Raw genomic sequence first — 26,392 nt, 5'->3', positions numbered from 1 at the left:
TATCCAGTTACGACAAATCGTCGCCCCGGGTGTTTACAACGAGTCCGCGATTCCTCCAGAATCCCCGCGCCTCATACCTCCCATTTAAAACGGGGTTCACATGATTTCGGCTCAGATGGTGCGTCGCTGGACTGCCGCGAGCGCGGTGTCGCTGCTGGTCGTCGGTTGCGGTCCCCAGACCACGGAAGAGAAGCAGACCCAGCCGGAGACGCCGGCTCCCGCCGCCACCACCCAGGAGATCGTCGGTGGCTCGGCGACCACCATCGGGGCGAACCCCTGGCAGGTGTCTCTGCAGAGCAGCGGCGGCAGCCACTTCTGCGGCGGCTCCATCATCAACGAGAGCTGGATCCTCACCGCGCAGCACTGCGTGAACTCCGGCGGCAGCATCTCCAAGCCGGGCCGCATCGTGGCGGGCGTCACCAACCGCACCACCACCACCGGCGGCCAGGTCCGCACCGTGTCCCAGGTGGTCGTGTACCCGGGCTACGTGGACGCCAACTACGGCAAGGACGCGGCGCTCCTCAAGCTGTCCTCGCCGCTGGACCTGAGCGGCGCGAACGTGAAGGCCATCCCCTACGTCACCGCGGCGGACGCGGCGGCGGGCGTGGGCGGCGTGGGCGCCGTGGCGCGCGTCACGGGATGGGGCACGCTGTCCAGCGGCTCCTCCTCGCTGCCGACCACGCTCCAGACGGTGGACGTGAACATCATCAGCAACGCGGACGCGCAGGCGGACTACCAGGGCCAGGAGACCATCACCGCGGACCAGCTGGGCGCGACGGCCCCGGGCAAGGACTCCTGCCAGGGTGACAGCGGCGGTCCCCTCACCGTCCTCAAGGGCAGCACCCGCGTGCTCGCGGGCATCGTGAGCTGGGGCTACGGCTGCGCCGACGCGAATTACGCGGGCATGTACGGCCGCGTGTCGTCCTTCGCCAGCTGGATCGACAGCACCATCAACGCGGTCCAGCAGCCGACGCAGACGCTGCTGAGCCAGACCAACCTCTCCGGCTCCGCCAGCACCTGGAAGAACTTCACCATCACCGTCCCCGCGGGCGCCACGACCCTGACGGTGGAGCAGTCCGGCGGCACGGGTGACGCGGACCTCTACGTGCGCCAGGGCTCTCTGCCCACCACCACGGCGTACAACTGCCGCCCGTACCTCAGCGGCAACGCGGAGACCTGCACCATCACCGCCCCCGCGGCCGGCACCTGGTACGTCTCCATTCGCGGCTACTCCGCGTACTCGGGCGTCTCCCTGAAGGCCACGGTGCCGTAGCCGTCGCCTGACACCAGCCTGAGCGCGCGAAGGCCCTCTTCCTCCCTTCTTGGAGGGAGGGGGTCTTCGTGTTTCAGCGACCTTGGGTACGCGGAGTGCTACACCCGGTGTCATGGCCCGGCCCAGAGCTTCGCGCTGTCCCCACTGCAACGCCCCCTTCACGCCCCAGGCCGCGAAGACGCACTACGACTGCGGCTACTGCGGCCACGCCTTCGACCTGGACGGCCCGCTTCCGGTGCGCCCGCCGCCGCCCGCCCAGGCGAACAACAAGCAGATCCCGATCATGCTCGCGGGCGTCGCGGTGACGGTCCTGATGGGAGTCATGGGCGCGGTGTTCGCCCTCTCCGCAGCCCCGGACACGTACGAGCCCCCTCGCACCCCGCCTCCCGCGGCCGTCGTCCCCGTCGCGCCTCCGGTCGTCCCCGGGCCTCCGCCCGAGCCTCCCAAGCCCGAACCCGAGAGCCTCCAGTGGGTGGAGCGGGGCGCGCCCGCGTTCGTGGACGTCAACGGCGACGGGACGGAGGACATCGTCGGCCACGTGAACCGGCACGTCACAGGCTCCGAATTCCAGCACGTCATCGCCGCGTTCGACGGCCGGACGTTCCAGAAGCTCTGGGAGTCAGCGCCTTCGGAGGGGCCGGACGCTTCCCGCCATACGAAGGTCATCGCCCAGAACGGCCGGCTGGTGATGAGCGAGCAGCGCACGGTGAACCTGCTGGAGCTGGAGACCGGCAAGCGGCTGGGGCGCGTGCCCCTGACGGACTCGCCGCGCCGGCTGTGCATTCCTCCGGGGGACACGACCTCCGTCTGGGTGGAATTGGTGGACCACCAGCACCTGCTCTTCGACACGCGCACAGCCACCGCGAAGCCCGCGCCCCGCGCGCCGAAGGGCTGCGCCACGCCGCCCTTGAGCCCGCAGACGTGCAACATGAGCCGGCCGGCGGAGCACCCCACCACCTGCGAGCGCTCCAGCTACCCGCCCTCCGACATCCGCGGCTTCTCCACGAAGTACCTCTTCCGCACGGGCGGCTACACGCTGGCGCTGGGCACGCGGTGGCCGGGGACACAGGTGCCCCTGGTGGCGCTGTACGCGCCGGGCAACCGCAAGCCGCTGTGGCACGACACCTTGTCGGACAAGGATCCGCTCCTCCTGCGGGACACCGCGCCGGAGGTGGGGGACATCACCCAGGACGCCGTGTACGTCGTCTATCAGCTGGCGAAGGGCGGCTCGCAGCTCATCCGGCGCGACCTGCGCACCGGCGACATCGCCTGGGACGTGGCCCTGCCCGAGTCCCATTACACCTCCATGCTGACGGCCCTCTGGGTCCGGGAGGGCCGCGTGTACGTCCCGATCTGGGGCAGCCTGCTCGTGCTGGACGCCGCCACGGGAAACACCCTCGGCGGCATCGGGATGAAGTGAATCAGTAGATGGAGATGAGGTGGACCCGCACGCGGGGGTTGCCGAGGTACTCCTCCAACCGCCAGCGGGTCCGCATCCCGTCCTCGTGGATGCCCACGCCGCCGTCCGTGGGCGGCGCCGCGCTGGCGAGCGCATCCCGCAGGTGCGACACCGCCCAGCGGTCGAACTTCGGGTCCCCGGAGCCCTCCAGCACCTGGAGGTCGATGAGGCTGCCATCGCGCGCCTGCCGCACCTCCACGATGGCGACGAGCGCCAGGATGGGGGTGGTGACATCCATCATGTAGACGTTCGCCGCGCGCCCGGCCTCCACCGCCGCGCGCAGCCGGTCGGACGTCTCCCGGCGGACGTCGCGCGCCTGGGGCGCGAAGGGAGTGCCCGTCTTGCCGAACCGCTCGATGGCCTCCAGCTGCTCGCGCTTCAGCCGGCGGGCGAGCACGTCGGTGTCGGGCGGAGGCGGGTCCACGAGCTTCTCGGAGAAGCCCTGGCGCAGCTTCGCGAAGTAGGGAGGCGTCGCGCCCGTGGCCCGCGCGGACGCGGTCGCGTCGTGGGCCCAGCCATCCACCTTCTGGCGCGCCTCCTCCGCCTCACGGGCCGCCAGGGCCTTGGGGTCCGGCTCCGAGCCGGGGACGTTGCGAAGCGTCCGCCCCGTCGACGGCGGCCCCTTGAGGAGCCCACCGCCCAGCAGCCCGGGCGGCTCCAGCTGGAGCGGGACGTCCCGGGCTGGAGGTGGCGGGCGCTCGTCGGGGGCTGTCGCGAGGGGCTCCGGAGCGGCCTCCCCGGAAGCGGCGGGAGCCTCGTCCTTCTTCCGCTCGCGCTGCGCCAGCGGCTTCGGCGCTTCGTCCTTCCGCCGCTCACGCTCCGCCGAGCGCGCGGGCCGAGGCGCTTCTTCGGGCACGGGCGGCGCGGGGCGTGCGTCCCGGGTGACGATCTCCAGCTCGACCGCCTGCGCTGGCTCACGACGCCGGACGTCGGCGGACGGGCTCCTCCACAGCGCGAAGAGCAGCGCCGCGTGCAGGAGCCCGGAGACGACGAGCAGCAGAAGCAGCTGTGAGCGGCGGGACACGCCACTCAGCTTGCTCCCTCCCGCCCCACGGGAGAAGTGGCGCGGAGCGTGGGTGTTGGCCCCTCACGCTCCCCTGCCCTCCTCCTACGGCGCCGCCGGTGTCCGGAGCTCCGGCGTGGGTTGGAGCATCACTCCGCCCAGTGGACCTTGCCCAGCCCCGCCGGGATGAGGTCGCAGACGTAGAAGATGTCGTCGTACGGGTAGTTGTCGTAGACGCCCCGCGCGGGGATGCAGCGCGCCTGGTTCGGATACGGCGCGTTGAACTCCGCGGCGAGCTGCTGGCAGTAGGCGTTATCGCCTTCGCCACCGCACTCCTCGGTGCACTGGTCCGCGCGGATCCACTGCGAATTGTAGATGGGGTACGAGTCCGCCTCCGTCCAGCACAGGCCCGTGGCGCACTGCGTGTCCGCCGAACAGCCCTGGCCCACGGCGTTGAGGCCCTGCTCCTGCTGCGTCGGGGCGGGGGTCTGCGGCTCGGCGGCGGGGCTGCCACCACAGGCAACCAGCGCGAACGAGAAGAGCGTCACGGGAACAGCGAAGAGCTTCCGCATCATTGGAAAACCTTTCCAGGAGAAGGGGAGAGTCCGGAGAGAACCACTTTGGCCTCTTTGAGCCAAGTCACATTCTCACGGCAATGGAGTCACGGACCGTCGGGGGGAAGGGTGCAGGTCCAGGTGTTGTCGAACTTGCAATAGCAGCTGCCCGTGGGCAGCCCGTTCAGACAGCAATCACGGTAGGTGCCGGCGGAGGGACACGACGAGCCCTCGATGAAGATGCACGTGTTGGCGCGCGAGCAGTTGGGCGGCGGAGGCGTCGTGGGACAGTACTGATAGGCGCCGTCGCATTGCACATACTGGCCATCCACGGAGGAGCAGGCGTTCCCCGAGCAGGCCACCGTCGCCCCCGACGCACAGGTCGTCGAACACGTCGACAAGGCGCCGGAGACCTGCCCCAGCTCCTCCGACGCGTCGCCGGACTCCACTCCACCGCAGGCCGCCATCGTCGCGATGACCAGTGCCGCGAACACACCCGAGACAAGCTTCATGAATCCTGTCCTTTCTTGCAGAGACGTCCAGCTAGACAGTTTATCCACACAAGATTCGATTCGATAGGGTTCACGGCGGGGGGCGCGGACGTGGAGTACGCTGGCGGCACCTCACGTGAAGGGGAAGCCGTCCATGTGCCGGAGCATCAAGACGCTGTTCAACTTCGAGCCCCCCGCGTCCGACGCGGAGGTGCGGGCGGCGGCCCTGCAGTTCGTGCGGAAGCTGAGCGGCACCAGCGCCCCATCCAAGGCGAACGAGGAGGCCTTCAACCGCGCCGTCGAGGACATCACCGAGACCGCGCGGCGGCTGATGGACTCGCTGGTGACCACGGCCCCTCCACGCAACCGCGACATGGAAGCCATGAAGGCGAAGCTGCGGTCCGCGAAGCGCTTCGCGCCGCGTTGAGCTGGACAGACCCGCCGTTCCCGGAGTGCTCCTGATGTTCCTTGCCTCGCTGCTGTCCGTGTTCGCTGGCGCCTGGATGTTCGCGGCGGCGCCGTTCACCGTCACGATGAAGTCCGCGGGCTACTCCGCCCACTCGGATGGCGAGACGGTCACCGTCACCCAGGTGGAGCCGAAGAGCGTCGCCGCCGAGGCGGGTCTCCAGCCGGGCATGAAGGTGAAGCGCATCGACATGCCGGCCCGGGCCTTCATCAAGGTCCCTCTGCCCCAGCTCGACGCGACGGACCTGCAGGACGCGCTGACGCCCCAGCCCGGCGAGTCCCTCTGGCTCAAGGTGGATCCGCACCCCAAGGGCACCACCCAGGTCGTGCTCAAGAGCCGCGAGCCGCTCCCCGACAAGCCGTTCCCCAACGTCCCGCTGACGCAGGCCCAGCTGGAACGCCTCACGCCAATGCAGTTCGCGATGTATCACGCGCGGCTCCAGCAAGCCTTCATGGAGGAGCAGGAGCGGCCCCGGCTCGACGCCAGGCAGGACACCACCGCCTACGTGATGAAGGGGAAGCTCGTGGGAGTGGAGGGCGGCGGCGCCACGCCGAGGTGGCTCCACCCGAGCATCGACCTGACGGCCTCCTGTCTCACCGGCGTGGAGTCAGTGGAGCTGGTGAGCACCGCGAAGGGAGTGGGCCGAACCCTGCGGCCCGAGGACTCCCGCTACCCGGGCACGAAGACCTTCGACCTGACGCCAGCGCTCTGGTCGGTCCCGCAGGTGCTCCAGCAATGCGAGGGCACGCCCAGGCCCCTCGAGCAGTCCGTGCGCATCAAGCTGACCTGCAAGGGCAAGCCACCGCTGGAGCAGGAGGTCGCCATGAAGCTGGCCGTGCGCTGCGACGTCCCCGCCCCCGGGAACCGGCAGCCCCTGTCCCTGCGCGAGCCGTGGGACTTCATGGTGGGAGACAAGACCCCGCTCCAGGTGGACGTGTCCGCGCATCAGCTCATCCCCCGCCCCACCGAGGCGACGCTGGTGGAGGTGGACGCCGAAGGCAGGGTGACCCGGCGCCTGAAGTCACTGCCCATGGGGAAGAACGCCCACGAGTCGAGCCTCCAGGTCGAGGTCCCCCTGGACACGACGGTGGCGCGCACCGTGAGGCTGGCGCTGGAGGCGCGCTACTCCGACGGAAGCACCTGGCTCAGCGAGCCGCAGACGCGGGAGATCCGCTCCCAGGCGCAGCGGGAGGTGGATGAGCGCGAGGTCATGGAGGCCCACGCGAAGATGGAGGCCTTCCAGAAGCGCCTCGCCGCGCGGTTCAACGACCCCTGCGCGGACCTGCCCGCCACGATGAAGTGGATGGATGCCCAGCCCGACCTCGAATACGCCTCGGCCGAGGAGGACGGCCACTCCTTCTCCTACAAGGTGAAGGGCGCGCTCGCGCCCCTCATCTTCATCTGCCACCGCCATCGCTAGGGGATGTTGATGCGCGAGTGCAGGGCCCGCCCGTCATACGCGGCGGCGCCGCAGCGCGCATGGGCCCAGTCGCCATTCACCGCGGAGCAGACGCGGAAGGCCTGGATGTTGGAGAACGGCACGTTGATGCCCGGCGTGTCGCAGCGCCCCTGGTAGGTCCAGGCCAGGCTCTTGTTCACGGCGCCCACGCCGATGCACGGGCCAATCCACGCGCCCGTGTCCCGCCGCTGCACGTCGATGGAGTACTGCGCCAGCGTCTCCTCCTCGCTCCACTCCAGGTCCACGAAGGGCGTGACGCCGCCGGGCAGCTCCAGGGTCACGTCGTCGGAGATGCCGTCATAGGCCTTCTCCACGAAGGGCCCCCAGACGTTGTTGTTGGAATAGAAGAGGCGGAACGCGGCGATCTCCCCCTTCGTCACCACGCGGTCCCCGGCGCTGCGGCACACGCCGTCGAACACCGTCTTGTTGGCCTGCCCCAGCAGCACCACGGACGTGCACGGCCCCACCACCGAGCCATTCTTCAGCACGACGTCCAGCGAGTAGCTGTACCCCGCGAGCCGGTTCCAGCGCACGCTCACCTGGTTGAGCGACGTCATCGCCCCGTCCGGCTTGAACGCGACGCGCTGCTTGTACGTGCTGCGCGAGGTGAGGTTGCCCGCGCTGTCGAAGGCGCCCTGGTGGAAGATGTTGAAGTACTCGCCCCGCCGCTCGACGATGACGTTGTGGCCGTGGGTCTGCACCAGCCGGCCCGCGGAGTTCTTCGACGGCAGGGACAGCCGCCGCACCGCCCGCGCCCGCGTGAGCTCCGGGATGGAGTCCGCCATCACGTAGTACATGGCGTACTGGCTGTTGTACCAACCGCCGCTGAAGACCATGTAGTAGCGCCCGTCGCGCTTGAAGAGCTCCGGCGCCTCGTTGATGCCCTCCTCGTAGGCCGGCGTCGCGAACACCGCAGGGCCCGCGTGGTTGTAGACGGTGCCGGGCGCGGCCAGCTTGAACGAGGAGATGTTGTTGCCGTTCTGGAACCAGACATAGAAGAGCCACCGGTCCGCGCCGTCGTTGAACGTCGCGGAGTCGATGCGGATGTTCCGGTTGCACCCCTGCGGCAGGCACGCCGTGCCGGTGGTGGTGCGCGGCCAGGTGGTGTTGGCGTTGATGGGCTGGGGCGCGCCGAAGACCAGGTTCAAATCCGGCGCCGTGGCCACGAAGGTCGTCACCTCCTGCCCCGCCGGAGGACACGCCGCGCCGTTGGGCACCCGGTGTCCTGAGAAGTGGAGCTGGTAGACGCTGCCCACCTTGCTCAGGTCCGGAGCCCACAGGAAGCAGTAGTCGTACGTCGGATCCGCCGCGGACGGGTTGTAGTCGCGCTTGAAGCGGAACGTCGTTAGGTCGTTGGACTCATACAGCGGCAGCAGCACCCCGTTGCCCGTCCCAGTGAGGAAGAACAGGTCGTCGTTCTCCTTGTAGACGTCCGGATCCGCCAGCCACTGCATCAGCAGCGTGCGCGAGTTGTCCTGCGCGAGGGCGCTCCCGGCGAAGGTCGTGGTGAGGAGGGACAACAGCAGGACGGCTCGGACGGGCTTCATGAGGCCTCTCCATGGAAGTCTTGAAATTCAAGCTTCCAGGGAAGACCTGGGCCGCGCAAGGCCGATGGGTTTTGACCGTCCGGCGGCGATCCGCTATATCCGCAACTTCGATATTGCATATCAATATCATTTGACCCTCCCTTTCTCTGGATTGCCTCTCCCGTGAGCCCCCCTCCCCGGCGGTTCCCTCCCCTCCTCGCGGCCCTCATGGGGGTCGCGGTCATCGCGCTCGCGGTCTTCTTCATGCGGGGCCCGCGAGCTCCGGCCCCGGCTCCGGCAGCGGGCCGGACCATTGCCCACGCGCAGGGCAGCACCGTCGTGAGCGGGCACCCGAAGCAGGTCGTGGTGTTCGACCTGGCGGCGCTGGACACGTTGGACGCGCTGGGGGTGGACGTGCAGGGAGTGGCGGGTGAGTACTTCCCCGGGCAGTTGGCGAAGTACGCGGACGCGAAGAAGTACCCGCGCTACGGGACGCTCTTCGAGCCCGACTACGAGGCCCTGCACGCCGCCCGGCCCGACCTGGTCATCACCGGCGGACGCTCCAGCGCCCGGTACACGAAGCTCGCCGCCATGGTGCCCACCATCGACCAGACCACGGACGACGCGCACTTCCTGGACACCGTGGTGGGCAACACGCAGCGGCTGGCGACCGTCTTCGGCAAGGAGGAGCAGGCGCGCGCGCTGGTGGAGGCGCTGAACCAGTCCATCGCGACGCTGAAGGGCACCACCGCCAGCCGGGGCAAGGGGCTCATCGTGCTGACGTCCGGAGGGCGGATGAGCGCCTATGGCCCGGGCTCGCGCTTCGGCGTGCTGCACGACACCTTCGGCATCCCGCCCGCGGCCCCGGGCCTCAAGGCGTCGCTGCACGGAGAGGCCGTGGGCTCCGAGTTCATCCTGGAGACCAACCCGGACTGGCTCTTCGTCATCGACCGGGACGCGGCCATTGGCGAGGGCGGCGGCGCGCAGCGGCTCCTGGACAACGAGCTGGTGCACCAGACGACGGCCTGGAAGCAGGGCCAGGTCGTGTACCTGGAGCCGGCGAACACCTATCTCATCGGCGGCGGCATCCAGTCCCTGCGGCGCCTGATGGAGCAGATCTCCGATGTCTACGCGAAGCCCCGACAGCCCCCCGCTCCCTGAGCCGGGCTTCGCGCTCCCCGGGTCCGTGGCTCCCCTGCCCCTGCTCGGCGTGGCCGTGCTCGGGGTGCTGGTGCTCGCGGGCATCAGCCTGCTGATTGGCGTGAGCCACGTGTCCTGGGAGGCGCTCCTCTCTCCGTCGGAGCACCAGCGAGCGGTGCAGGTGCTGGTCATCAGCCGCGTGCCGCGCACGCTGGCGCTGGTGCTGGCGGGCATGTCCCTGGCCGTCGCGGGCCTCATCATGCAGATGCTCGCGCGCAACCGCTTCGTGGAGCCCTTCACGGCGGGCACGGCGGAGTCCGCGAGCCTGGGCCTGCTCGCCGTCACGCTGCTCGCGCCGGGACTGCCCATCCTCGCCAGGACGGCGGTCGCCGCCGGCTTCGCCATGGCGGGCACGGCGCTGTTCCTGTTCATCCTCCGGCGGATTCCACTGCGCTCGGCGCTCATCGTGCCCGTGGTGGGCCTGGTGCTGGGCGCCATCTTCGACGCGGCGACGACGTTCTTCGCCTACCGCTTCTCCCTGCTGCAATCGCTGATGGCCTGGACCACGGGCGACTTCTCCAGCGTGCTGCGCGGCCGGTACGAGCTGCTCTGGGGCGCGTTCGTGCTGACCGTCATCGCCTATGTCGTCGCGGACCGCTTCACCGTCGCCGGCATGGGCGAGGCCTTCACCACCAACCTGGGCCTGAGCCACCCGCGCATCCTGGCGCTGGGGCTGGCCATCGTCGCCATGGTCACCGCGGTGGTGGTGGCGACCGTGGGGATGATTCCCTTCATCGGGCTCGTGGTGCCCAACGTCGTCAGCCTCATCGTGGGCGACAACGCGCGCCGCTCCATCCCGTGGGTGGCGGCGATGGGCGCGGGCTTCGTGCTCCTGTGCGACATCGTGGGGCGGGTGGTGCGCCAGCCCTATGAGATTCCCGTGGGCACCGTGGCGGGCGTGGTGGGCAGCCTCCTCTTCCTCCACCTGCTCCTGCGGAGGGACGGCCGTGTCGGCTAGCGCGCTGAGGCTGGAAGGCCATGAGCGGCGGCTGCTCCTGCTGGGGGGCCTGGCCACCTTCTGCGTGGTGGTGTTCATGACCGTGGACGCGGGCGGCAGGTGGGACTTCGTGCTGCCGTTCCGCGGGCGCAAGGTCGCCACGGTGCTGCTGGTGGGCTACGCCATCGCCGTCTCCACGGTGCTGTTCCAGACCGTGGTGGAGAACCGCGTCCTGACGCCCGCCATCATGGGCTTCGACACGCTCTACCTGCTCCTGCAGTCCAGCCTGCTCTTCTTCCTGGGCTCGCGCACCATGGCCAGCCTGGACCCCCGGCTGCTCTTCACGGTGGAGGTCGCCCTCATGGTCGCCTTCTCCGCGGTGCTGCACCGCTGGCTGTTCGAGGGTGGCCGGCGCAGCGTGCACCTGCTGCTGCTCACGGGCGTGGTGCTGGGCGTGCTCTTCCGCAGCCTCTCCAGCTTCCTCCAGCGCCTCATCGCGCCGGGCGAGTTCGACTTCCTGCAGGACCGCTTCTTCGCCAGCTTCAACAACCCGGACCCGGACCTGCTCATCGTCTCCGCGCTGATGACGGTGGGCGCGTCCGTCCTGGGCTTCCGCCTGCTGCGCGCGTGCGACGTGCTGAACCTGGGGCGCGACGTGGCCCTCAACCTGGGCGTGGACCACCGGCGCACGGTGTCGCGGCTGCTGGCGGTGGTGGCGGTGCTGGTGTCCGTGTCCACGGCGCTGGTGGGACCGGTGACCTTCTTTGGGCTGCTGGTGGCGAACCTGGCGCACGGGCTGGTGCGCTCGCACCGGCACGTCCACGTGCTGCCGGCCGCCGTGTTCCTGGCGGTGATTGGCCTCCTGGGCGGTCAGCTCGTGCTGGAGCGCGTCTTCTCCTTTGGCGCCAACCTGCGCGTCATCATCGAGTTCCTGGGCGGCCTGATGTTCATCACCCTGCTCATGCGAGGCGTGCTGCGATGATCGAAGCCCGGAACGTGTCCCGCCGCTACGGAGACACCGTGGTGGTGGACGACGTCACGCTCCAGTTCCCGGAGACGGGCGTGACGTCCATCATCGGGCCCAACGGCGCCGGCAAGTCCACCCTGCTCTCCATGGTCAGCCGCCTGTTGCCGCTGTCCTCCGGGACGGTGTGGGTGGACGGCATGGACGTGGCCCGCACGCCCGGCGACGCGCTGGCGCGCAGGCTGGCCATCCTGCGGCAGGACAACGCCGTCACCTCACGGCTCACCGTGCGCGACCTGGTGACCTTCGGCCGCTACCCGCACTCCAAGGGCCGCCCCACGGTGGAGGACCGCGCCTTCGTGGAGGGGGCGCTCCACCACCTGGGCCTGGAGCCGCTCGCGCACCGCTTCCTGGACGAGCTGTCCGGCGGCCAGCGCCAGCGCGCCTTCGTGGCCATGGTGCTGTGCCAGGACACGCACTACGTGCTCCTGGACGAGCCCCTCAACAGCCTGGACATGAAACACGCCGTGGCCATGATGAAGGAGCTGCGGCGCGCCGCGGACACGCTGGGCAAGTGCGTGGTGCTGGTGCTGCACGACCTCAACTACGCCTCCTGCTACTCCGACCACGTCATCGCCATGCGCGCCGGGAAGGTCGCCTTCCAGGGGACGCCGGAGGAGCTGATGCGCCCCGCCGTCCTCCGCGACATCTATGACATGGACATCGACATCCACCTCCTCGACGGGAAGCGCATCGCGGTCCACTACCGCTGACCCGAGGCTGTGACACACATGTCGCGCCGGGGCCGGAAGAGCGGTGACTCCGGACAGCCATTCCCTCTGGGACATCCTGGCACCGGGCTTGCTCAAGGGCCCGGGCACCATGTCCCCATCCCGTGAAGCCTCCGCGAGTCCCGGCCTGCGTCATTGGGCCACCCGGCTGATTCTCCTGGTCGCCTGCGCCAGCGTGGTGGCCACGTCCGGAGTCACGTCCGGAGACGTCGTCTCCGAGCCCTACACGAGCGCGCCGCTGACCCTCACGACGGAGGCGCCCAAGCTCACGCGCCCCATCACGGTGAAGGTCACGGTACCGAAGGCGTCCTCGAGGACCGCCGAGGCCGACCTGACGGTGGAGGTGAAGGCGCGCTGGACGCCGGCGGACCCCACGGGGACGACGCAGCCCTGGATGCGCGTTTCGCTGGCCAGGCCTGGAGAGAACGGGTCCAGGCCCGCGCGCTCCGTCGTGCTGGAGGCGGGGACGGAGGTGCGGGCGCAGACCCCGGCGTACCTGGATCCGGCCTGTCAGCTGGGAACGGGGTGCGAGTGGGCCACGGAGCTGACCGTCGAGCTTCAGCCAGACGCCGCCGGCACGGTCGAGCTGGAGTGGACCGGAGTCGCCCGGGCGCGCGTGCTCGACACGTCCGACATTCCCGCGGGCATGGCCGTGAGCGTTTCGGAGCCGTAACCCCTGTCATGGAACCCACATGCGAACTGCCCTGCTGCTGTTGACGCTGACGGTCTCCGCCTGTGTCCCCGAAAGGGATTGGGTGATGGAGGAAGGCCCGGCTGAATCCGTCACGTTGACCACTTCAACCCCCAGCGCCCGACCCCGGCTGCGCGTGCAGGCCGCCGGCCGCACGGGGTCCGGCGTGGAGGTGTCCCTCGTCGGTGTCTCCTTCGTGGTGGAGCCACGCTGGGAGCTGCCCGCCGAAACCAGCACGGAGACTCAGCCCTGGCATCGCGTCCGCATCGTGGATGAGCGCGATGACCAGGTCCTGGCCGAGCACGTCTTCGTGCTCACCCAGCCGAACGTGACCGGCGTCATGAAGCTGGAGACCGACAAGCAAGCCAAGGACGACGTCGAGTTCACCTTCACGTCGCTCTGAGCGGCACGTCCTCGGGTTGCTCTCCCGCCACGGAGAGTGAAAGCCTGTGCATCCCCTCTTCCAGAAAGGCAGCTGGCGATGCGCGAGAAGAACCTGGAGTACATGCTGGATTGGATCGCCGTGCAGGAGCTGGTCGCCGAGTACGGGCAGGCCATCGACCATGGCAAGGACACGGGCGACTGGAGCCGGTGGGAGCGGGTCTTCGCCCCGGAGGTGACGTCGGACTACTCCCGCTTCATGGGCGTGCCGCCCTCCACCGCGCCGCGCGCCGTGCTGGCGCAGTTCGGCAACAAGGCGCTGGAGTGCTTCACCCGCGTGCAGCACGCCACCGCCAACACGGTGCGCACGGAGTTCACCAGCCCCACCCACGCGACAGTGCACGCCTACGCGGAGGTGTCCCACTTCTTCACCATGGACGGGTATCCCCAGGAGTGGACCCTGGTGGGGCGCTATACGCACGAGGTGGTGAAGACGGCCGCGGAGGGCTGGCGCATCCAGAAGGTCACGCTGGATCCCATCCACCACCGGGGCAACCTGCTGGGCCTGGAGTTCGCCCGCGGCAAGCGGCTCGGAACGCCGTGACGCCTGACGTGCGGTGACGCGGCCCCGTCACCGCGCGCGCTTCTTCCGGGACCGGGCCGGAGGCTTCGCGAGCGCCTCCGCCTGCCTCCCAATGGTCTCCGCCAGGAAGTCCACCACCGCGCGCACCCGGACATTGTGGGCCAGGTCCTCATGGAACACCAGCCACACGGTCCGCTCCAGCTCCGGCAGGGCGTCCCGCAGGGGCACCAGCTCCGGATGCAGGTGACCGAAGAACGCCGGCAACAGCGCCACCCCCAGGCCCTCGCGCGCGGCCTGGAGCAGTCCCAGGATGGACGTCAGCCGCAGCGCCACGGTGGCCTTCGCCGCGTGCACGTCCAGCCACTTCGACTCCGGCCAGCGCCGCGAATCCTGCGCGTAGCCCACCACCGAGTGCCCCTGGAGCCCCGTGTCGAAGCGCACCGGCCCCCGGCGGGAGAGATACGCCTTCGACGCGAAGGGCACGACTCCAATGGCAGCCACCTTCCGGGCCCGCAGGGACGCCTCCTGCGGCCGGACCAGCCGGATGGCCACGTCCGCCTCGCGCCGCACCAGCGAGAGCGCCTCGTAGCCGGAGAGCAGCTGCAACTCGATCTCCGGATGGCGCTCCTGGAACGCGGCCAGCCACGGCATCACGTTGTGGACCAGGAAGGAGTCCGTCGCGGTGACCGTCACCGGCCCGGAGGGACGCAGGTCCTCACCGCTGGCGAGCCGCTCCACCCGCAGCGCCTCCGCCTCCACCGCCTCCGCTGCCGGACGGATGCGCAGCGCCACGGCCGTGGGCTTGAGGCCCGTGGGCGTCCGGTCGAAGAGCCGCGCCCCCAGCTCCTTCTCCAGCACGGCCAGGCGCCGGCCCACCGTGGTCTGGTCCACCTTCAACCGCCGCGCCGCCGCGGAGAGGTTCCCCTCCCTCGCGATGGCCAGGAAGTGCCGCAGGTCGCTCCATTCGGGCATGGCCTGCACTTTCGCAGAGGTGCCCTGCGGATTCGGGCATTTTCGCAGGGCCGCCTCAAGGCCATCCTCCCCGGCGTTTCCTTCCACCGAGGAGTGCCTCCCGTGAAGACCCTGCCCAAGCTCGCCGCCGCCGTCGCCGTCCTCTCCGCGTTCACCTTCGCCGCCGCCGGGGGGAAGGAGTCCGCCGCGTTCCAGCAGACCGCCTATGACAAGCTCACCTGGACGGAGATGATGCCCGGCGGCCCGTCCGTGCACGTGCTCTGGGGCGACATGAAGAAGGGCCCGTACGCCCTGCTGATGAAGTTCCCCGCCGGGTTCGACTCCGGGCCGCACACCCACTCCGCCAGCTACCACGGCGTGCTGGTGAAGGGCCGCATGACGAACACCAGCGAGGGCGCCGCCGAAGCGGGCGCCGTGGAGGCCGGCAGCACCTGGGACCAGCCCGGCAAGGTGGTGCACCGCAACCAGTGCGCGCCGGGCGCCGAGTGCGTGATGCTCATCGCCCAGGACAAGCCCTTCGACTTCGCGCCCGCCAAGGCGAAGTGACGCTTCAGCGCGAATCGCGGCGCTTCTGCTGACGGGCGAACTCCGCCCGCAGCGCACCGCCGATGCGCTTGCCCGTCACCTGGGTGGGCTTGCGGATCTTCTGGAAGTCCTTCGTCTGCTGGATGAAGCCACCCCGGTGCTTCTTCGAGGTGGTCTCCTTCGGAGGCTGGAACATCGGCGGGGCTCCTTGTCCGGCGGGGGGCTGACGGTTGTTTCCCGAAGATGCAGCACCTCCCGGAGGGTTGCCATCCCTCCAGGACGGAGCGCGGGCGGGCAGGCGGGCTCAGCCCCGGATGGGCACCACCGGGGAGGCGGCGTAGCCATCTGTCGTGTTGCCCGTCACGGTCGCCATGACGCGTTTTTGCAATCCAACCCCAGGCTCCTGGCGTATCTGTCCGGCCACCAGGCAAGGGAGCAGATACCCATGACGAAGCGCGCGAGTGGTCCTTTCGACGTGAAGCTCACCCCCATGGCCCCGGAGGCGGGCGCGGTGGAGGCGGCCCCGGGCCGGATGATGCTCGACAAGCGCTTTCACGGCGGACTGGACGCCACGAGCCACGGACAGATGCTCGCGGTGCGGACGCCGGTGGAGGGGTCCGCGGGGTATGTGGCCATGGAGCGCGTCAACGGCACGCTGGACGGCCGCGCCGGCACCTTCGCGCTCCAGCACTCCGGGACCCTGACGCGCGGTGCACCCCAGCTCGTCATCACGGTGGTGCCGGACTCCGGCACCGGCGAGCTCACGGGGCTCGCCGGTTCGATGACCATCGACATCGCGCCGGGCGGGAAGCACTCCTACGACTTCCAGTACACCCTGCCCGACGCGCCGTGACTCACGGTGCGCACACGTCACCCGGCTCCCTTCACCCGAAGCCATGACAGGGCTTGAAGGGCCGCGACCCACGCGCCTCCCGTCAGCGCATGACGGAGATGATTCATCCGGCTCCACCGCATGGCGGTCTCCACGGCCACCGGAGTGTCCTGCGATTGCATCAGCCGGACCATCGTGGGGATGAAGTACGAGAAAGTCAGCAACCGGTCCACGAGCACCACCCCCACGGCCGCGAGCCACCAGGAGCGCAGCGGTCCCGTCGCTCGCGTGGCGAAGTAGAGGCTGGCCAGCGTGAGCAGCGTCAGCGGCGCCGTGGTGACGACGCCCCAGAAGCGACGGCCCACGTCATCCTGGCGCGCCGCCTCAGCGGACCAGTGCGCGCCCGTGACATCGAGCCACCGGGGGAGCGAGATGCGGTGCTCATAGAGCCCCGCGCCGAACGCGACGCCCAGGTTGAGCACGAAGAGCCACAACAGGATTTCCGCCCCGGAAGGCTTCAGGTTCATCATGGGGACAGCATGCGTCCCGTGCACCCGAACGTCTTTCGTGCCCTTGTGCTGTTTTTCTCGATCCTGCGGTGTTCTCCATGAGCCCCCGGCACTCGCTCCTCGCCCAGATTGGCGCGGACATCGTCCGCTTCCAGGATGCCTCCGCGGAGTTCGACGCCACCGTGGGCCAGGTGCTCGCGCTCGGCCGCGCGGAGCTGACGTGTCTGGCGCAACTGCACTTCGGAGGCCCCGCGCCGCTGAGCGCCGTCGCGCGAGGCGCCGACGTGGCGCGCCTGGAGCTCGCCGGCTACATCCAGCGGGAGGGCGCGGGAAGCAGCAGGAGGCTCGCGCTCACCGCGCACGCGCGCGAATGGATTGAAACCCTCTGGGGCCCCCTCCAGGCGGAGGGCCTGCGGATGATGGCGCCCCTGCCGGATGAGGAGTTGAAGGTCATCGCCCGCTTCCTGGGCGAGGCGAGGAAGTCACAGGACCGCCATGCGGCCCGCGTGGCGAAGCTGCTCCAGGAGCCCGGAGGGACACGGGCGGCGCGGCGGCGCGGTGGCCTCTCCGCCGCCGCGCTCCACCGCGTGCGGCTCTTCATCGAAGCGCACCTCGCGCGGAGGATCCAGGTGGGCGAACTGGCCCAGCGCTCGGGGCTGAGCGTCTTCTACTTCACCCGCGCCTTCCGCCAGTCCATGGGCATGACGCCGCACGCCTACGTGCAGCAGCGGCGGGTGGAGCGGGCGCGAGACCTGCTGAGCCATACGAACCGCTCCCTCGGGGACATCGCGCTCGCGGTCGGCTTCAGCTCCCAGAGTCACTTCACCACGGTGTTCCGCCGGGTGACGGGGCTCACCCCGGCCGTCCTGCGGCGCGCGGGGCGCTGACGGATTCGCGGGCCCGGGCGGGAAGATTGGACCCGAGGGGCGTAGAAGCGGATGAGCCCCTTCCCAGGCACCCCACCATGGCCCGCCCCAAGAGTCCCCTCTTCTGGATCCTCCTCACCGTCGGAGGCGCCTGCGCGTTCTGCTGCACCGGCACCCTGGGGCTCATGGCCCTGGGGTTGTTCGCGGGGGACGACAGCGCCACGTCCGGAGCCTCCGGCACGGTGAGCAGGGCCCGTGGCGGCGGCAGTCCCGGCGAGCCCGGAGGCTTCGCGTTCGACGCGCCCAAGGGCTGGAAGACCCAGCCCGACGGGCGCTTCATCCTCGAGTGGGACGAACGGGGCGACACCCTGGGGGTGGAGGCGCTCCGGCTGCCGGCCCTGCCCGGGCTCGACGACGCCGAGGGCCGGCTCGTGAAGCTCTGGCAGGAGCGCATTGGCGTGGACTGGAACGGCGTGCCGCCCAACCCGCTGGTGATGCGGCGCTTCATGTCCAACGGGGCCCGCGCCTTCTTCACCGCGGCGGTGGTGCGCGCGAAGAACAACGACCGCGGCTTCCGCGTGAGCCTCTATTTGGTGGAGGCGGGAGACCGCCTGGAGTCGCTGTTCTTCATCCAGAGCTTCATGACGCCCGGAGGCCTGGGTGAGGCCATGTCGGCCTCGTTCTCCTGGAACACGTCCTACCTCCGGGTGGAGGAGGCGCTGAAGGGCGTGCGCGGGAGCCCCGTGGGCCTGCCGCTGGTGGACGACGCGGAGGTCGTGGGCCACTTCGTCTACGGCACCAGCTCCGCGGCCCAGTGGGTCAACGCCTATACCGGCGGCACCACCATGACGGCGGTCTCCTACAGCATCGACTACACCTTCGGCGCCAATCACGCGTTCCAATACAAGTACGGCGGCGCGTCCGGACAGGTGGGCGCGATGAGGTTCGGCTCCGAGGACGACCAGGGCACCTGGAGCGTGAAGCACGACGTGCTGACGCTCACCGGAGCGAAGCGGACACGCCGGTACCTGCTCATCGGTGCGGCGCGCTCGCCGGAGGGAAAGCGCACGCTGTACCTCCTGAGGGAGAGCCAGGGCTGGTCGCTCGCCCCCGGCGCCATCGGCCAGGACGGCGAGCTGTACGTGTCAGTGGACTGAAGTTCCGCCCTGACCGGTGACACCGCCGGAAAGCACCGGTGTTCCATCCGCCGGCCGGAAGAAAAGCACCGGCCCTTCCCTCACAGGAGATGGAACATGGCTGTCCTGCACCGTGGACTGCGGCTGGGTATGGCATTGCTCGCGAGCTTCACGGCCCCCGCCTGCGGGCCGGAGCTACCGGCCGGTGCCGCGCTGGAGGTGGGCGAACAGGAGCTGGAGGCGGCGCGGTCGCCCCTGCCGCCCCTGAACCGTGAGGCGTTGCGACAGGCCATCGAGGGACTGCCGAACGCGGAGGTGTCCGGCGCGCTGGTCCGGGTGAGCGGCGCGGAGGGACGCTGGCTGGGCACGTCTGGCGTGGCCGACATCCGCACCGGCGCTCCCGTGCCCGCGGACGCGCACTTCCGCATTGGCAGCATGACGAAGACCTTCACGGCCACCGTCGTGTTGCAGCTCGCCGCCGAGGGGCGCGTGGACCTGGACCGGCCCGTCCAGGACTACCTGCCGCGCCTGCTGCCCGCGGGCGTCTACGCGCCCATCACCGTGCGCCAGCTGCTCAACTTCACCCACGGCCTGCCCGGCGTGCCGGTGCCTCAGAAGGACCCCGACTGGTTCTTCGAGAACCGCTTCCGGCGTTTCAGCCCCCGGGAGCTCGTCTCCCTGGCGCTCCCCCAGGGCCCCCGCTTCGCCCCGGGCACGCAGCAGGAGTACGGCAACATCGGCTACCTCGTCGCGGGGCTGCTCATCGAACAGGTGACGGGCCGGCCCTACGGGGACGCGGTGCGCGAGCGCATCCTGCGGCCGCTGCACCTGCGGGACACCTTCGTCCCCGGCAACGATGTGACCCTCCCCGGCCGCCACGCGCGCGGCTACGAGGAGGTCGCGCCGGAAGAGACGGGCTGCCCGACGGGTGCCATCGTGTACGGCACGCGCTGCCTGGTGGACGTCACCGAGGCCAGCCAGTCCGTGCCCTGGGCCGCCGGAGAGATGATCTCCACCGCCGAGGACCTGGACCGCTTCCTCGTCGCGCTCTTCCAGGGCCGGCTGCTGCCGCGCAAGCAGCAGGAGGAGCTGTTCACCGTCCCGGACCTGCCCGCCGCGGGAGGCGGTCGCGCCACCTACAGCGCGGGGCTCTCCCGCTACGACCTCAATGGCGTCATCTTCTGGGGAAAGTCGGGCGACCGGCACGGCTACAACAACGGGATGGGCGCCACGCGGGACCTGCGCCGTCGCCTCATCTATTCGGTCAACACGCTCCACATGGGAGGGGACCAGCCAGACATCGCCGCGCGGATCATCGCGGCGGCGCTGCAGGGAGGTTAACCTGCCACGCCACATTCACGGGAGGCGCCATGTCCGCGCTCGACAAGCCTGTCATCATCGGCCGTTCCAGCTCGCACTTCACACGCATTGCCCGGCTCTTCGCCGTGGAGCTGGGCGTCGACCATTCCTTCCAGGTGGTGAGGGACCTCCTGTCCACGAACCCGGAGGACTACGGCGGCAACCCCGCGCTCCGGATCCCGGTCCTGAAGACAGCGCAAGGGGCCTGGTTTGGCGCGCTCAATGTCTCACGTGAGCTGTGGCGACAGTCGAATCCCAGGCTCCGGGTGGTGTGGCCGGAGGACCTGGACACGCCGCTGCTGGCGAACCTGCAGGAGCTCACCCTGCAGGCCATGGCAACGGAGGTGACGCTGGTCATGGAGAAGCTGGCCGGCGCCGGTGAAGGCACGACCCACGCACGCAAGCTCCGTGAGTCCCTGCTCAACATGATGTCGTGGTTGGAGGAGAACGCGAGCGCCGCGCTGGCCGCGCTCCCGCCCGAGCGGGACCTGAGCTACCTGGAGGTCGCCCTCTTCTGCCTCGTGACCCATCTGGAGTTCCGGGACGTCCTACCCACGGCCTCCTATGCGGCACTGAACCGCTTCTGTCAGCAGTTCGCCCAGCGCCCCTCCGCCAGCGCGACCCAGTTCCGCTTTGATGTCTGAGAACACCCGGACTTCGCCGTGCGAGCAATTCCCGTATATTTCCGCATCAACGCGGACACTCCGGGACTGCGTGCAGGAGTGGAAGCCGCGCTGAGAATGCTCCGTTCGTCCCATCCTGGCTGGACGTTCGAGGTGCGCTGGGGCATTGACCTCCGCTTGCCACCCCTGCCTGACTGGGCCACCGTGGGCCACCAGCAAGAGGGCCGCTGATGTCCGTCGCAATTCTCGTCAGCTTCAAAGCGAAAGACAGGGAATCACTCTACATTCCGGTTGCCACCCAAGGGGCGTACCACGCCTTGTGGCTTCCGGCGGCGGAGAAGCTTGGACTCAAGTGGGTTCCCCTGTTTGAAGACGGCCCCATTGTCGACGTGGGAGAGCTGCCGGCATTGATGGATGAGCTCCGGAAGCTGCGGGACGCGCTGGCAGGAAACCCGAAGAACGATGATCTTCTCGAACGTATCGATTGGATTCTGGAGGAGTTCAGCAGGCTGGACCTCACCGAGATCTCCAGAATCTCCATTGGCTGATGGCTGAGCCCCTCCCGGCGCTACGGCCGCCGAGGTGCTCTCTTCCGTCGCGCGCCCGACGCTGCGCCTCGCAGGAGGCGGCGGAACGTAGGGCACTCCATGTGGCTTGGCGCGGGGCAGGACGCGGCGTGCCGCAGGCCGTCCCGCATCGCGCTCAGCTCGCGGATGGTCTTGTCCAGCTTCTCCGCCTGGGCTGAGAGCATCTTCCGGTCGATTCGCGGCTGCCCGCCTGGCGCGAACATGCGCGAAATCTCATCGAGCGTGAAGCCCGCGGCCCGGCCCATCGCGATCAGCGCCAGCCGCTCCAGCACCTCGGGCCCGAACAGACGGCGCAGCCCCCGCCTGCCGATGGAGGCGATAAGCCCCCGCTCTTCATAGAAGCGCAGTGTCGAGGCGGGAACGCCCGAGCGCTTCGCCACCTCCGTGATGTCCAATGCCGTCATCCTCTTGACCTCAAGTCGACTTGAAGTGGCACCCTGCGGGTGATGATTCTTGAAGGCAAGCTGAAGGAGCGCCCCATGAATGACACGGACGAGCAGTCGAAGCTTTGGAACGGCACCGCCGGACGCGCCTGGGCGGAAAACCAGGAGGTGCTCGACGCGATGTTCAAGCCGTTCGAGGACCTGCTCGTCGAAGCCGTCGTCGCAAGCTCCGCGCGCCAGGTGCTCGACGTGGGTTGCGGTACCGGCAGCACGACGCTCGCTATTGCACGGCGGCTTGGCGCCATGGGCAACTGCACCGGCATCGACATTTCCGAGCCGATGCTCGCCACCGCCCGGGCCCGGGCCGAACAGGAGGGCATTCCGGCCCACTTCATCCGCGCCAACGCGCAGTCGCACGCCTTCGAGCCCGCGACCTTCGACAGGGTCATCTCGCGCTTCGGCGTCATGTTCTTCGAGGACCCCGTCCAGGCCTTCGCGAACCTGCGGCGTGCCGCGAAAACCGACGCCAAACTCCTGGCCATCGCGTGGCGGAGCCCCTCGGAGAACCCGTTCATGACGACGGCCGAGCGCGCCGCGGCGCCGCTCGTGCCGAACCTTCCCGTCCGTCAGCCGGACGCGCCAGGGCAGTTCGCCTTCGCGGACTCGAACCGGGTCCACCGCATCCTGGAGGAGAGCGGCTGGACCGGAATCGACATCCAGCCCATCGACGTGACCTGCACCCTGCCCGAGAAGGAGCTGGTCCATTACCTGACCCGGTTCGGGCTCCTCGCAAGGGTCCTCCAGGAGGTGGACGAGACGACTCGCGCCCGGGTCATCGAAACGGTCCGCGCCGCGTTCGAGCCCTTCGTGCATGGAGCGGAGGTCCGCTACACCGCTGCCTGCTGGAAGGTGGCTGCCAGCCCCTGAGCGCTCAGCACATCCCCGGATGAACCTCCTGGCGGCATTCACTCGCCAGGAGGCTCCAATCCGAGGCGTCAGCTCAGATGGCGACGCAGTTCGTGCCGTTGGAATCACAGGCGTAGCACGTGCCATACCAGCACACGTTGTTACCGCCCGGGACACCACAGCGCATTCCACACCAACCGCAGTTCTCCAGGTCGCTGTAGACGCTCGTACACACGCCGTTGCACACCGCTTCGCCATCCGCGCCACAGGTGAGCTCGCTGCCAACGCTCGTGACGTCGGAGGGGCTCGCTTCGTTCTCCACCTGCGGGTTCCCACCGCAGCCGGCCAGCAACGCGACGCAGCTCACCATGAGCACTGCTGCTCTCTTGAACATGACAGGTTCCTCTCAGGTCCGGATGCGGTGCTTCCGTGGTCCCGGTACGGGTCGCCGGGGCGGACCTGAAAGTTTTCTAGACCATTCTTCCTGAAGCTCACAGACAATCGCTCACTCAACACAGACAGTGAAATCAAGGGATTTCACGAACTGTTGGAGCCGCGACGGATGAAGGCCTCACGCGGGCCAGTTGCCTTCCATGGGATGCGGGCCATCCGTGAAGGCACGCACCAGGTGGATGCCACCGACGAAGGCGCCTGCCCAGGAGCCGCCCCTGCCGCCGAAGGACTCCTCACGGTCGCCACGCGAGCGCAGCGCATTGATGCCCACCTTGAAGGCATGGAGCCGCTCCGCGATGCGCCGGGCGAGCTCCGGGTCATCCGTCGCCACCGAGGCCACGAGCGCGCCATTGGAGACGTTGGCCTCCCGCAGCAACTCCTCCTCGGAGTCCACCGACACCAGGAGGTCGACGGGGCCAAAGGGTTCACGCAGGTAGAGCTCGCTGTCGCGCGGGACACCGAAGAGCAGGACGGGCGGCAGGTACGCGCCCCGCTCCTGCCGCGCGGTGAAGGCATCCTCCGCAAGCATCCCCTGATGCAGCACCTGCGTGCCCTGCTCCCGCGCCTGGGCGATAAGAGAGCGGAGCTCCTCGGCCTTGCTGGGGGAGATGAGCGGCCCGAAGTCCACGTGCGCCCCCAGGACCGGATTGCCGACACGCAACGTGGAGACCGCATCGACATACGTCCGGACGAACTTCGGGACGAGCGACTTTTCGACGACCCAGCGCGTGTAGGCGGTGCAGCGCTGCTTGCCGAAGTCGAAGCCCGCGCGAATCTGTGCGCCGAGCCCATCCCAATCCGAGAAGTGCGTGACCGCGTAGGCGTTCACGCCCTCCATCTCCAACGCGTAGCGCTTGTCCGTGTCACGCAGGCGGCGGTGGACCTCGCCCCCGTTGGCGCGGCCGCCAATGAAGGCGACGCCCGCGATGTGGGAATGTCCGACGAGCGCCTCGGAGAGGTCCCTCCCGCGTCCACCGACGAGCGAGACGGGCAGGCCCGCGCGGCGCAGCAACGCGAAGGCGAGCGTGAGGGAGACGCCGCCGCCCTGGGTCGGAATCTTCGCGATGACCGAGTTGCCCGCGAGCGACTGCACGAGCACGTTGAGCAGCAGGACGGAGAACGGATAGTTCCAGGAGGCGATGTTCGAGACCAGGCCGAGCGGCTTGCGGCCATCGAGCATCCGGTCCATCCGCTCCAGGTACCACGCGATGCCCGCGAGACACCGGTCCACGTCGTTGGAGGCCGTGGGCAGCGTCTTGCCGATGTCCCACGCGAGAATGCGGACGAGCAGGTCCCGGTGTGAATGGAGCAACACCACCGCCTCCGCGACAGCACGGGCGCGCTCATCGAGCGGACGCGCCGCCCAGGGCCCGAACTCCGCCGCTGCCTGCTCGACGCCCGCGGCGACCTGCGCGGCGCCCAGCAGCGGCAGCTCCGCGAGGACGCTGCCATCAATGGGCGACACAGCGTTGAACCAGGCAGGCGGCTGGACCCACCTTCCCGCGACGGGAGAGAGCAGCCGGCCCTGGGAGTCGAAGGCCTCCGGCACGGCCCTCCGGGCCTCGGCCAGCAGGAGGCGACTTTCAAGATGACGAAGGGGCTCGCCAACACGTTCGGTATCCAGCATGGGTGCTCCTCCTCGCGCGGCAGGCCGCGCTGAATCAATTGAAACCACGGCTCATGACAAGCTGCGGCATGAGCGCAATATCGTCATGCACGCCCCGTCCGTCTGGGGGGGCAGGCAGGGGCCCGCCGGACGGGATGTGCGTCCCCTGAAGGCTCGGCGCGTCACACACGCGCCCTGGACAATTGCAGCCACTATTCAAGGGATTGCCACGCGTGCGGCGGGCAGCCACGCTCGTGTCACATGGGACACAAGCGGCTGATGAGGATTGGCGTTGTCGGCGGCGGAGCCATGGGGTGCGGCATCGCGCTCGAGCTCGCCATGGCTGGCAGACAGGTGGTGCTCTTCAACCGGCATGCGGGCAGCAGCGAGGCCGCGCGCGTGAAGCTGGAGCGCGACGCGGCGCTGCTGGTGGAGACGGGGTTGCTCGGCGCGGAGCAACGCACCCTCGCGCTCGCGCGCATCCATCGCACCACGGAGCTCGCCGAGGCCGCCGTGGTCCAGGACCTGGTCATCGAATCCATCCCCGAGGACCTGGCGCTCAAGCAGCAGCTCTTCAAGGAGCTGGACCGGCTCGCGGCACCGGACACCCTGCTCGCCACCAACACCACCGCGCTGAGCGTGACAGCCATTGCCCGCGACTGCGCACACCCCGAGCGGGTCCTCTCCGCGCACTACTACCTGCCCGCGCACCTGGTGCCGCTGGTGGACGTCATCCCCGGCGAGAAGACGTCCCCCGACGCGGTGGAGACGGTGCGGCGCTTCCTCGAGGAGCTGGGCAAGTCGCCCGTGGTGTTCGCGCGGGACGTGCCGGGCTCGGTGGGCCCGCGCCTGCAGCAGGCGCTCATCGGCGAAGCGCTCCGGATCGTGACGGAGGGCGTGGCCACGCCGGAGATGGTGGACCGCGTGCTCACCCAGGGCATCGGGCGGCGCCTGGGGGCCTCTGGCATCTTCGACCGGCTGGACCTCGTGGGCCTGGACTTCATCACGAACGTCCTGCGCGGCGCGGGGCGCCCGGTGCCGCCGGTGCTCGAGCAGAAGGTGGACCAAGGCCAGCTGGGCCTGAAGACGGGCCAGGGCTTCTATCCATGGACGCCGGACAGCGCCGCCGCCTTCGAGGAGCGCATGGCCCGCCACCTCATCACACAGCTGCGCGAGGACCGGGCCGCGGGCCGCCTGCCCACGCCGGAGTCCGAGGAATGAGCGCCGACGTCGTGCTCGTGGACCCCGCGGCGCTGTCCGACTTCATGGCGGACGCCGTTCGGGAGTACTCAACGTGCACGCCGGAGCTGCCGCCGCGCAGCTGGGCGGTGCTGCTGGGGCGCTTCACGGACGACGCGATGCACGTGGAGCGCGTGGGCTTCGCCACCAACATCCGCGAGACCGACGACACCGTGCTCCAGGAATTCGAAGCGGCCATCATCCCCCGCTTCGGCGCCTGCTACGCCAACGGGAGGCGCGGCTATTGGTGTGAGCCCCGCGAGCTGCTGCGCATCACCGCCGAGGCCGAGGCGGAAGGGCTGGAGGTGCTCGGCTCCATCCACCTGCACCCGGACTGGCACCGCATCGGCCCGCCCCACGAGCGCGGCCTGCGCGTCAGCCAGGAGCCCACGCCCATGGACAGACACCTGTTCCAGGGCAGCGGCTGGCCGCTCAACATGATCCTCTACCTGGAGCGGAGGGAAGGCAGGCTCTACCACTCGCTCGGAGCGTGGGCCCCGCCCGCCGACGCAGCGCCCGAAGCAGGTTGCCGTGCGCTCGCCATCCGCATGCGCACTCCGGAGAGAAACTGAAGAGCCGCCTGGGGCAGGTGCCTCCAGGCGGCTCATTCAACCGCGC

Annotated in this window: 31 protein-coding genes; 21 read left to right on the top strand and 10 right to left on the bottom strand. The window is 69.4% G+C overall.

Annotated features, from left to right (window positions below; genetic code table 11):
* Positions 1 to 115: 115 nt before the first annotated feature.
* A complete protein-coding gene (locus JYJ93_RS09470; protein WP_277989461.1) occupies positions 116 to 1,273 on the top strand; it encodes a trypsin-like serine protease in 1,158 nt (385 codons plus the stop codon).
* 112 nt (positions 1,274 to 1,385) lie between these two features.
* Positions 1,386 to 2,693 carry a hypothetical protein gene (locus JYJ93_RS09465; RefSeq protein ID WP_206788283.1) on the top strand — a complete coding sequence of 436 codons (1,308 nt, stop codon included), beginning with the start codon at positions 1,386 to 1,388 and terminating at the stop codon, positions 2,691 to 2,693.
* A gap of 1 nt (position 2,694) precedes the next feature.
* Here JYJ93_RS09465 and JYJ93_RS09460 read toward each other — a convergent pair whose 3' ends face one another.
* The 3 genes from JYJ93_RS09460 to JYJ93_RS09450 all read right to left on the bottom strand — a co-directional run bounded on the left by JYJ93_RS09460 (position 2,695) and on the right by JYJ93_RS09450 (position 4,801).
* On the bottom strand, positions 2,695 to 3,756 hold the full coding sequence (locus JYJ93_RS09460; protein WP_206788281.1) for a ferrichrome ABC transporter substrate-binding protein: 1,062 nt from the start codon (positions 3,754 to 3,756) through the stop codon (positions 2,695 to 2,697).
* 128 nt (positions 3,757 to 3,884) lie between these two features.
* Complete coding sequence (locus JYJ93_RS09455; RefSeq protein ID WP_206788279.1) at positions 3,885 to 4,310, bottom strand: hypothetical protein; 426 nt, start codon at positions 4,308 to 4,310, stop codon at positions 3,885 to 3,887.
* A gap of 86 nt (positions 4,311 to 4,396) precedes the next feature.
* A complete protein-coding gene (locus JYJ93_RS09450; protein WP_206788277.1) occupies positions 4,397 to 4,801 on the bottom strand; it encodes a hypothetical protein in 405 nt (134 codons plus the stop codon).
* A gap of 133 nt (positions 4,802 to 4,934) precedes the next feature.
* Here JYJ93_RS09450 and JYJ93_RS09445 point away from each other — a divergent pair, with 133 nt between their 5' ends.
* Both JYJ93_RS09445 and JYJ93_RS09440 read left to right on the top strand, forming a co-directional pair.
* A complete protein-coding gene (locus JYJ93_RS09445; protein ID WP_128799261.1) occupies positions 4,935 to 5,207 on the top strand; it encodes a DUF2277 domain-containing protein in 273 nt (90 codons plus the stop codon).
* 34 nt (positions 5,208 to 5,241) lie between these two features.
* Positions 5,242 to 6,666 (top strand): hypothetical protein, encoded by a 1,425-nt coding sequence (locus tag JYJ93_RS09440; RefSeq protein ID WP_206788275.1) that lies wholly within the window; start codon positions 5,242 to 5,244, stop codon positions 6,664 to 6,666.
* Here the strand turns inward: JYJ93_RS09440 and JYJ93_RS09435 are convergent.
* Complete coding sequence (locus JYJ93_RS09435; RefSeq protein WP_206788273.1) at positions 6,663 to 8,252, bottom strand: family 43 glycosylhydrolase; 1,590 nt, start codon at positions 8,250 to 8,252, stop codon at positions 6,663 to 6,665. The genes JYJ93_RS09440 and JYJ93_RS09435 overlap by 4 nt on opposite strands.
* Positions 8,253 to 8,414: 162 nt before the next feature.
* Between JYJ93_RS09435 and JYJ93_RS09430 the strand changes: the two genes are divergently transcribed.
* From JYJ93_RS09430 to JYJ93_RS09400, 7 genes are all read left to right on the top strand, one after another.
* Entirely contained in the window at positions 8,415 to 9,392 is a 978-nt protein-coding gene (locus JYJ93_RS09430) for a siderophore ABC transporter substrate-binding protein (protein ID WP_206788264.1), read from the top strand.
* Complete coding sequence (locus tag JYJ93_RS09425) at positions 9,355 to 10,389, top strand: iron chelate uptake ABC transporter family permease subunit (RefSeq protein WP_242543745.1); 1,035 nt, start codon at positions 9,355 to 9,357, stop codon at positions 10,387 to 10,389. The genes JYJ93_RS09430 and JYJ93_RS09425 overlap by 38 nt, the downstream gene beginning before the upstream one ends.
* Positions 10,379 to 11,350 (top strand): iron chelate uptake ABC transporter family permease subunit, encoded by a 972-nt coding sequence (locus JYJ93_RS09420; protein ID WP_206788262.1) that lies wholly within the window; start codon positions 10,379 to 10,381, stop codon positions 11,348 to 11,350. The genes JYJ93_RS09425 and JYJ93_RS09420 overlap by 11 nt, the downstream gene beginning before the upstream one ends.
* Complete coding sequence (locus JYJ93_RS09415) at positions 11,347 to 12,105, top strand: ABC transporter ATP-binding protein (RefSeq protein ID WP_206788253.1); 759 nt, start codon at positions 11,347 to 11,349, stop codon at positions 12,103 to 12,105. The genes JYJ93_RS09420 and JYJ93_RS09415 overlap by 4 nt, the downstream gene beginning before the upstream one ends.
* 109 nt (positions 12,106 to 12,214) lie before the next feature.
* Positions 12,215 to 12,796 (top strand): hypothetical protein, encoded by a 582-nt coding sequence (locus tag JYJ93_RS09410; RefSeq protein WP_206788251.1) that lies wholly within the window; start codon positions 12,215 to 12,217, stop codon positions 12,794 to 12,796.
* Between the two features lie 19 nt (positions 12,797 to 12,815).
* The gene (locus JYJ93_RS09405; RefSeq protein WP_206788249.1) at positions 12,816 to 13,217 is read left to right on the top strand and encodes a hypothetical protein; all 402 of its coding nucleotides are present in this window, start codon (positions 12,816 to 12,818) and stop codon (positions 13,215 to 13,217) included.
* A gap of 78 nt (positions 13,218 to 13,295) precedes the next feature.
* Positions 13,296 to 13,799 (top strand): nuclear transport factor 2 family protein, encoded by a 504-nt coding sequence (locus tag JYJ93_RS09400; RefSeq protein WP_206788247.1) that lies wholly within the window; start codon positions 13,296 to 13,298, stop codon positions 13,797 to 13,799.
* A gap of 27 nt (positions 13,800 to 13,826) precedes the next feature.
* On the opposite strand, the gene JYJ93_RS09395 is transcribed toward JYJ93_RS09400, so the two are convergent.
* A complete protein-coding gene (locus JYJ93_RS09395; RefSeq protein ID WP_206788245.1) occupies positions 13,827 to 14,750 on the bottom strand; it encodes a LysR family transcriptional regulator in 924 nt (307 codons plus the stop codon).
* A gap of 102 nt (positions 14,751 to 14,852) precedes the next feature.
* Here JYJ93_RS09395 and JYJ93_RS09390 point away from each other — a divergent pair, with 102 nt between their 5' ends.
* Positions 14,853 to 15,296, top strand: a complete 444-nt coding sequence (locus JYJ93_RS09390; protein ID WP_206788243.1) for a DUF4437 domain-containing protein — start codon at positions 14,853 to 14,855, stop codon at positions 15,294 to 15,296.
* Between the two features lie 4 nt (positions 15,297 to 15,300).
* Here JYJ93_RS09390 and JYJ93_RS09385 read toward each other — a convergent pair whose 3' ends face one another.
* The gene (locus JYJ93_RS09385) at positions 15,301 to 15,471 is read right to left on the bottom strand and encodes a hypothetical protein (protein ID WP_206788241.1); all 171 of its coding nucleotides are present in this window, start codon (positions 15,469 to 15,471) and stop codon (positions 15,301 to 15,303) included.
* 249 nt (positions 15,472 to 15,720) lie between these two features.
* Here JYJ93_RS09385 and JYJ93_RS09380 point away from each other — a divergent pair, with 249 nt between their 5' ends.
* Positions 15,721 to 16,128 carry a DUF3224 domain-containing protein gene (locus tag JYJ93_RS09380; RefSeq protein WP_206788239.1) on the top strand — a complete coding sequence of 136 codons (408 nt, stop codon included), beginning with the start codon at positions 15,721 to 15,723 and terminating at the stop codon, positions 16,126 to 16,128.
* A 17-nt stretch (positions 16,129 to 16,145) separates the two neighbouring features.
* Here the strand turns inward: JYJ93_RS09380 and JYJ93_RS09375 are convergent, their stop codons facing one another.
* The gene (locus JYJ93_RS09375; protein WP_206788237.1) at positions 16,146 to 16,637 is read right to left on the bottom strand and encodes a DUF1772 domain-containing protein; all 492 of its coding nucleotides are present in this window, start codon (positions 16,635 to 16,637) and stop codon (positions 16,146 to 16,148) included.
* A gap of 77 nt (positions 16,638 to 16,714) precedes the next feature.
* Here JYJ93_RS09375 and JYJ93_RS09370 point away from each other — a divergent pair, with 77 nt between their 5' ends.
* The 5 genes from JYJ93_RS09370 to JYJ93_RS09350 all read left to right on the top strand — a co-directional run bounded on the left by JYJ93_RS09370 (position 16,715) and on the right by JYJ93_RS09350 (position 21,148).
* A complete protein-coding gene (locus JYJ93_RS09370; protein WP_206788236.1) occupies positions 16,715 to 17,503 on the top strand; it encodes an AraC family transcriptional regulator in 789 nt (262 codons plus the stop codon).
* Between the two features lie 77 nt (positions 17,504 to 17,580).
* Complete coding sequence (locus JYJ93_RS09365; RefSeq protein ID WP_206788227.1) at positions 17,581 to 18,639, top strand: hypothetical protein; 1,059 nt, start codon at positions 17,581 to 17,583, stop codon at positions 18,637 to 18,639.
* Positions 18,640 to 18,735: 96 nt separating this feature from the next.
* On the top strand, positions 18,736 to 19,959 hold the full coding sequence (locus JYJ93_RS09360; RefSeq protein ID WP_206788225.1) for a serine hydrolase domain-containing protein: 1,224 nt from the start codon (positions 18,736 to 18,738) through the stop codon (positions 19,957 to 19,959).
* Positions 19,960 to 19,988: 29 nt separating this feature from the next.
* Complete coding sequence (locus JYJ93_RS09355; protein WP_206788223.1) at positions 19,989 to 20,621, top strand: glutathione S-transferase N-terminal domain-containing protein; 633 nt, start codon at positions 19,989 to 19,991, stop codon at positions 20,619 to 20,621.
* 209 nt (positions 20,622 to 20,830) lie between these two features.
* Positions 20,831 to 21,148, top strand: a complete 318-nt coding sequence (locus JYJ93_RS09350; protein WP_206788213.1) for a hypothetical protein — start codon at positions 20,831 to 20,833, stop codon at positions 21,146 to 21,148.
* Positions 21,149 to 21,168: 20 nt separating this feature from the next.
* Here JYJ93_RS09350 and JYJ93_RS09345 read toward each other — a convergent pair whose 3' ends face one another.
* Positions 21,169 to 21,591, bottom strand: a complete 423-nt coding sequence (locus JYJ93_RS09345; RefSeq protein ID WP_206788211.1) for a helix-turn-helix domain-containing protein — start codon at positions 21,589 to 21,591, stop codon at positions 21,169 to 21,171.
* 75 nt (positions 21,592 to 21,666) lie between these two features.
* On the opposite strand from JYJ93_RS09345, the gene JYJ93_RS09340 reads away from it, so the two are divergent.
* Positions 21,667 to 22,497, top strand: coding sequence for a class I SAM-dependent methyltransferase (locus tag JYJ93_RS09340; RefSeq protein WP_206788209.1), 831 nt, complete (start codon positions 21,667 to 21,669; stop codon positions 22,495 to 22,497).
* A gap of 73 nt (positions 22,498 to 22,570) precedes the next feature.
* Here the strand turns inward: JYJ93_RS09340 and JYJ93_RS09335 are convergent, their stop codons facing one another.
* Together JYJ93_RS09335 and JYJ93_RS09330 are read right to left on the bottom strand one after the other, a co-directional pair.
* Positions 22,571 to 22,870, bottom strand: coding sequence for a hypothetical protein (locus JYJ93_RS09335; RefSeq protein WP_206788208.1), 300 nt, complete (start codon positions 22,868 to 22,870; stop codon positions 22,571 to 22,573).
* A 177-nt stretch (positions 22,871 to 23,047) separates the two neighbouring features.
* Positions 23,048 to 24,556 (bottom strand): aldehyde dehydrogenase family protein, encoded by a 1,509-nt coding sequence (locus tag JYJ93_RS09330; protein ID WP_206788206.1) that lies wholly within the window; start codon positions 24,554 to 24,556, stop codon positions 23,048 to 23,050.
* A 240-nt stretch (positions 24,557 to 24,796) separates the two neighbouring features.
* Between JYJ93_RS09330 and JYJ93_RS09325 the strand changes: the two genes are divergently transcribed.
* Both JYJ93_RS09325 and JYJ93_RS09320 read left to right on the top strand, forming a co-directional pair.
* On the top strand, positions 24,797 to 25,756 hold the full coding sequence (locus JYJ93_RS09325; RefSeq protein ID WP_206788198.1) for a 3-hydroxyacyl-CoA dehydrogenase family protein: 960 nt from the start codon (positions 24,797 to 24,799) through the stop codon (positions 25,754 to 25,756).
* On the top strand, positions 25,753 to 26,346 hold the full coding sequence (locus JYJ93_RS09320; protein ID WP_206788196.1) for a hypothetical protein: 594 nt from the start codon (positions 25,753 to 25,755) through the stop codon (positions 26,344 to 26,346). The genes JYJ93_RS09325 and JYJ93_RS09320 overlap by 4 nt, the downstream gene beginning before the upstream one ends.
* Positions 26,347 to 26,392 lie beyond the last annotated feature (46 nt).

The sequence above is a fragment of the Corallococcus sp. NCSPR001 genome, from assembly GCF_017309135.1.
Taxonomy (GTDB): Bacteria; Myxococcota; Myxococcia; order Myxococcales; family Myxococcaceae; genus Corallococcus.
Note: the sequence above shows the minus strand (reverse complement) of the source record. Positions and strands in the feature narration are given on the sequence as shown.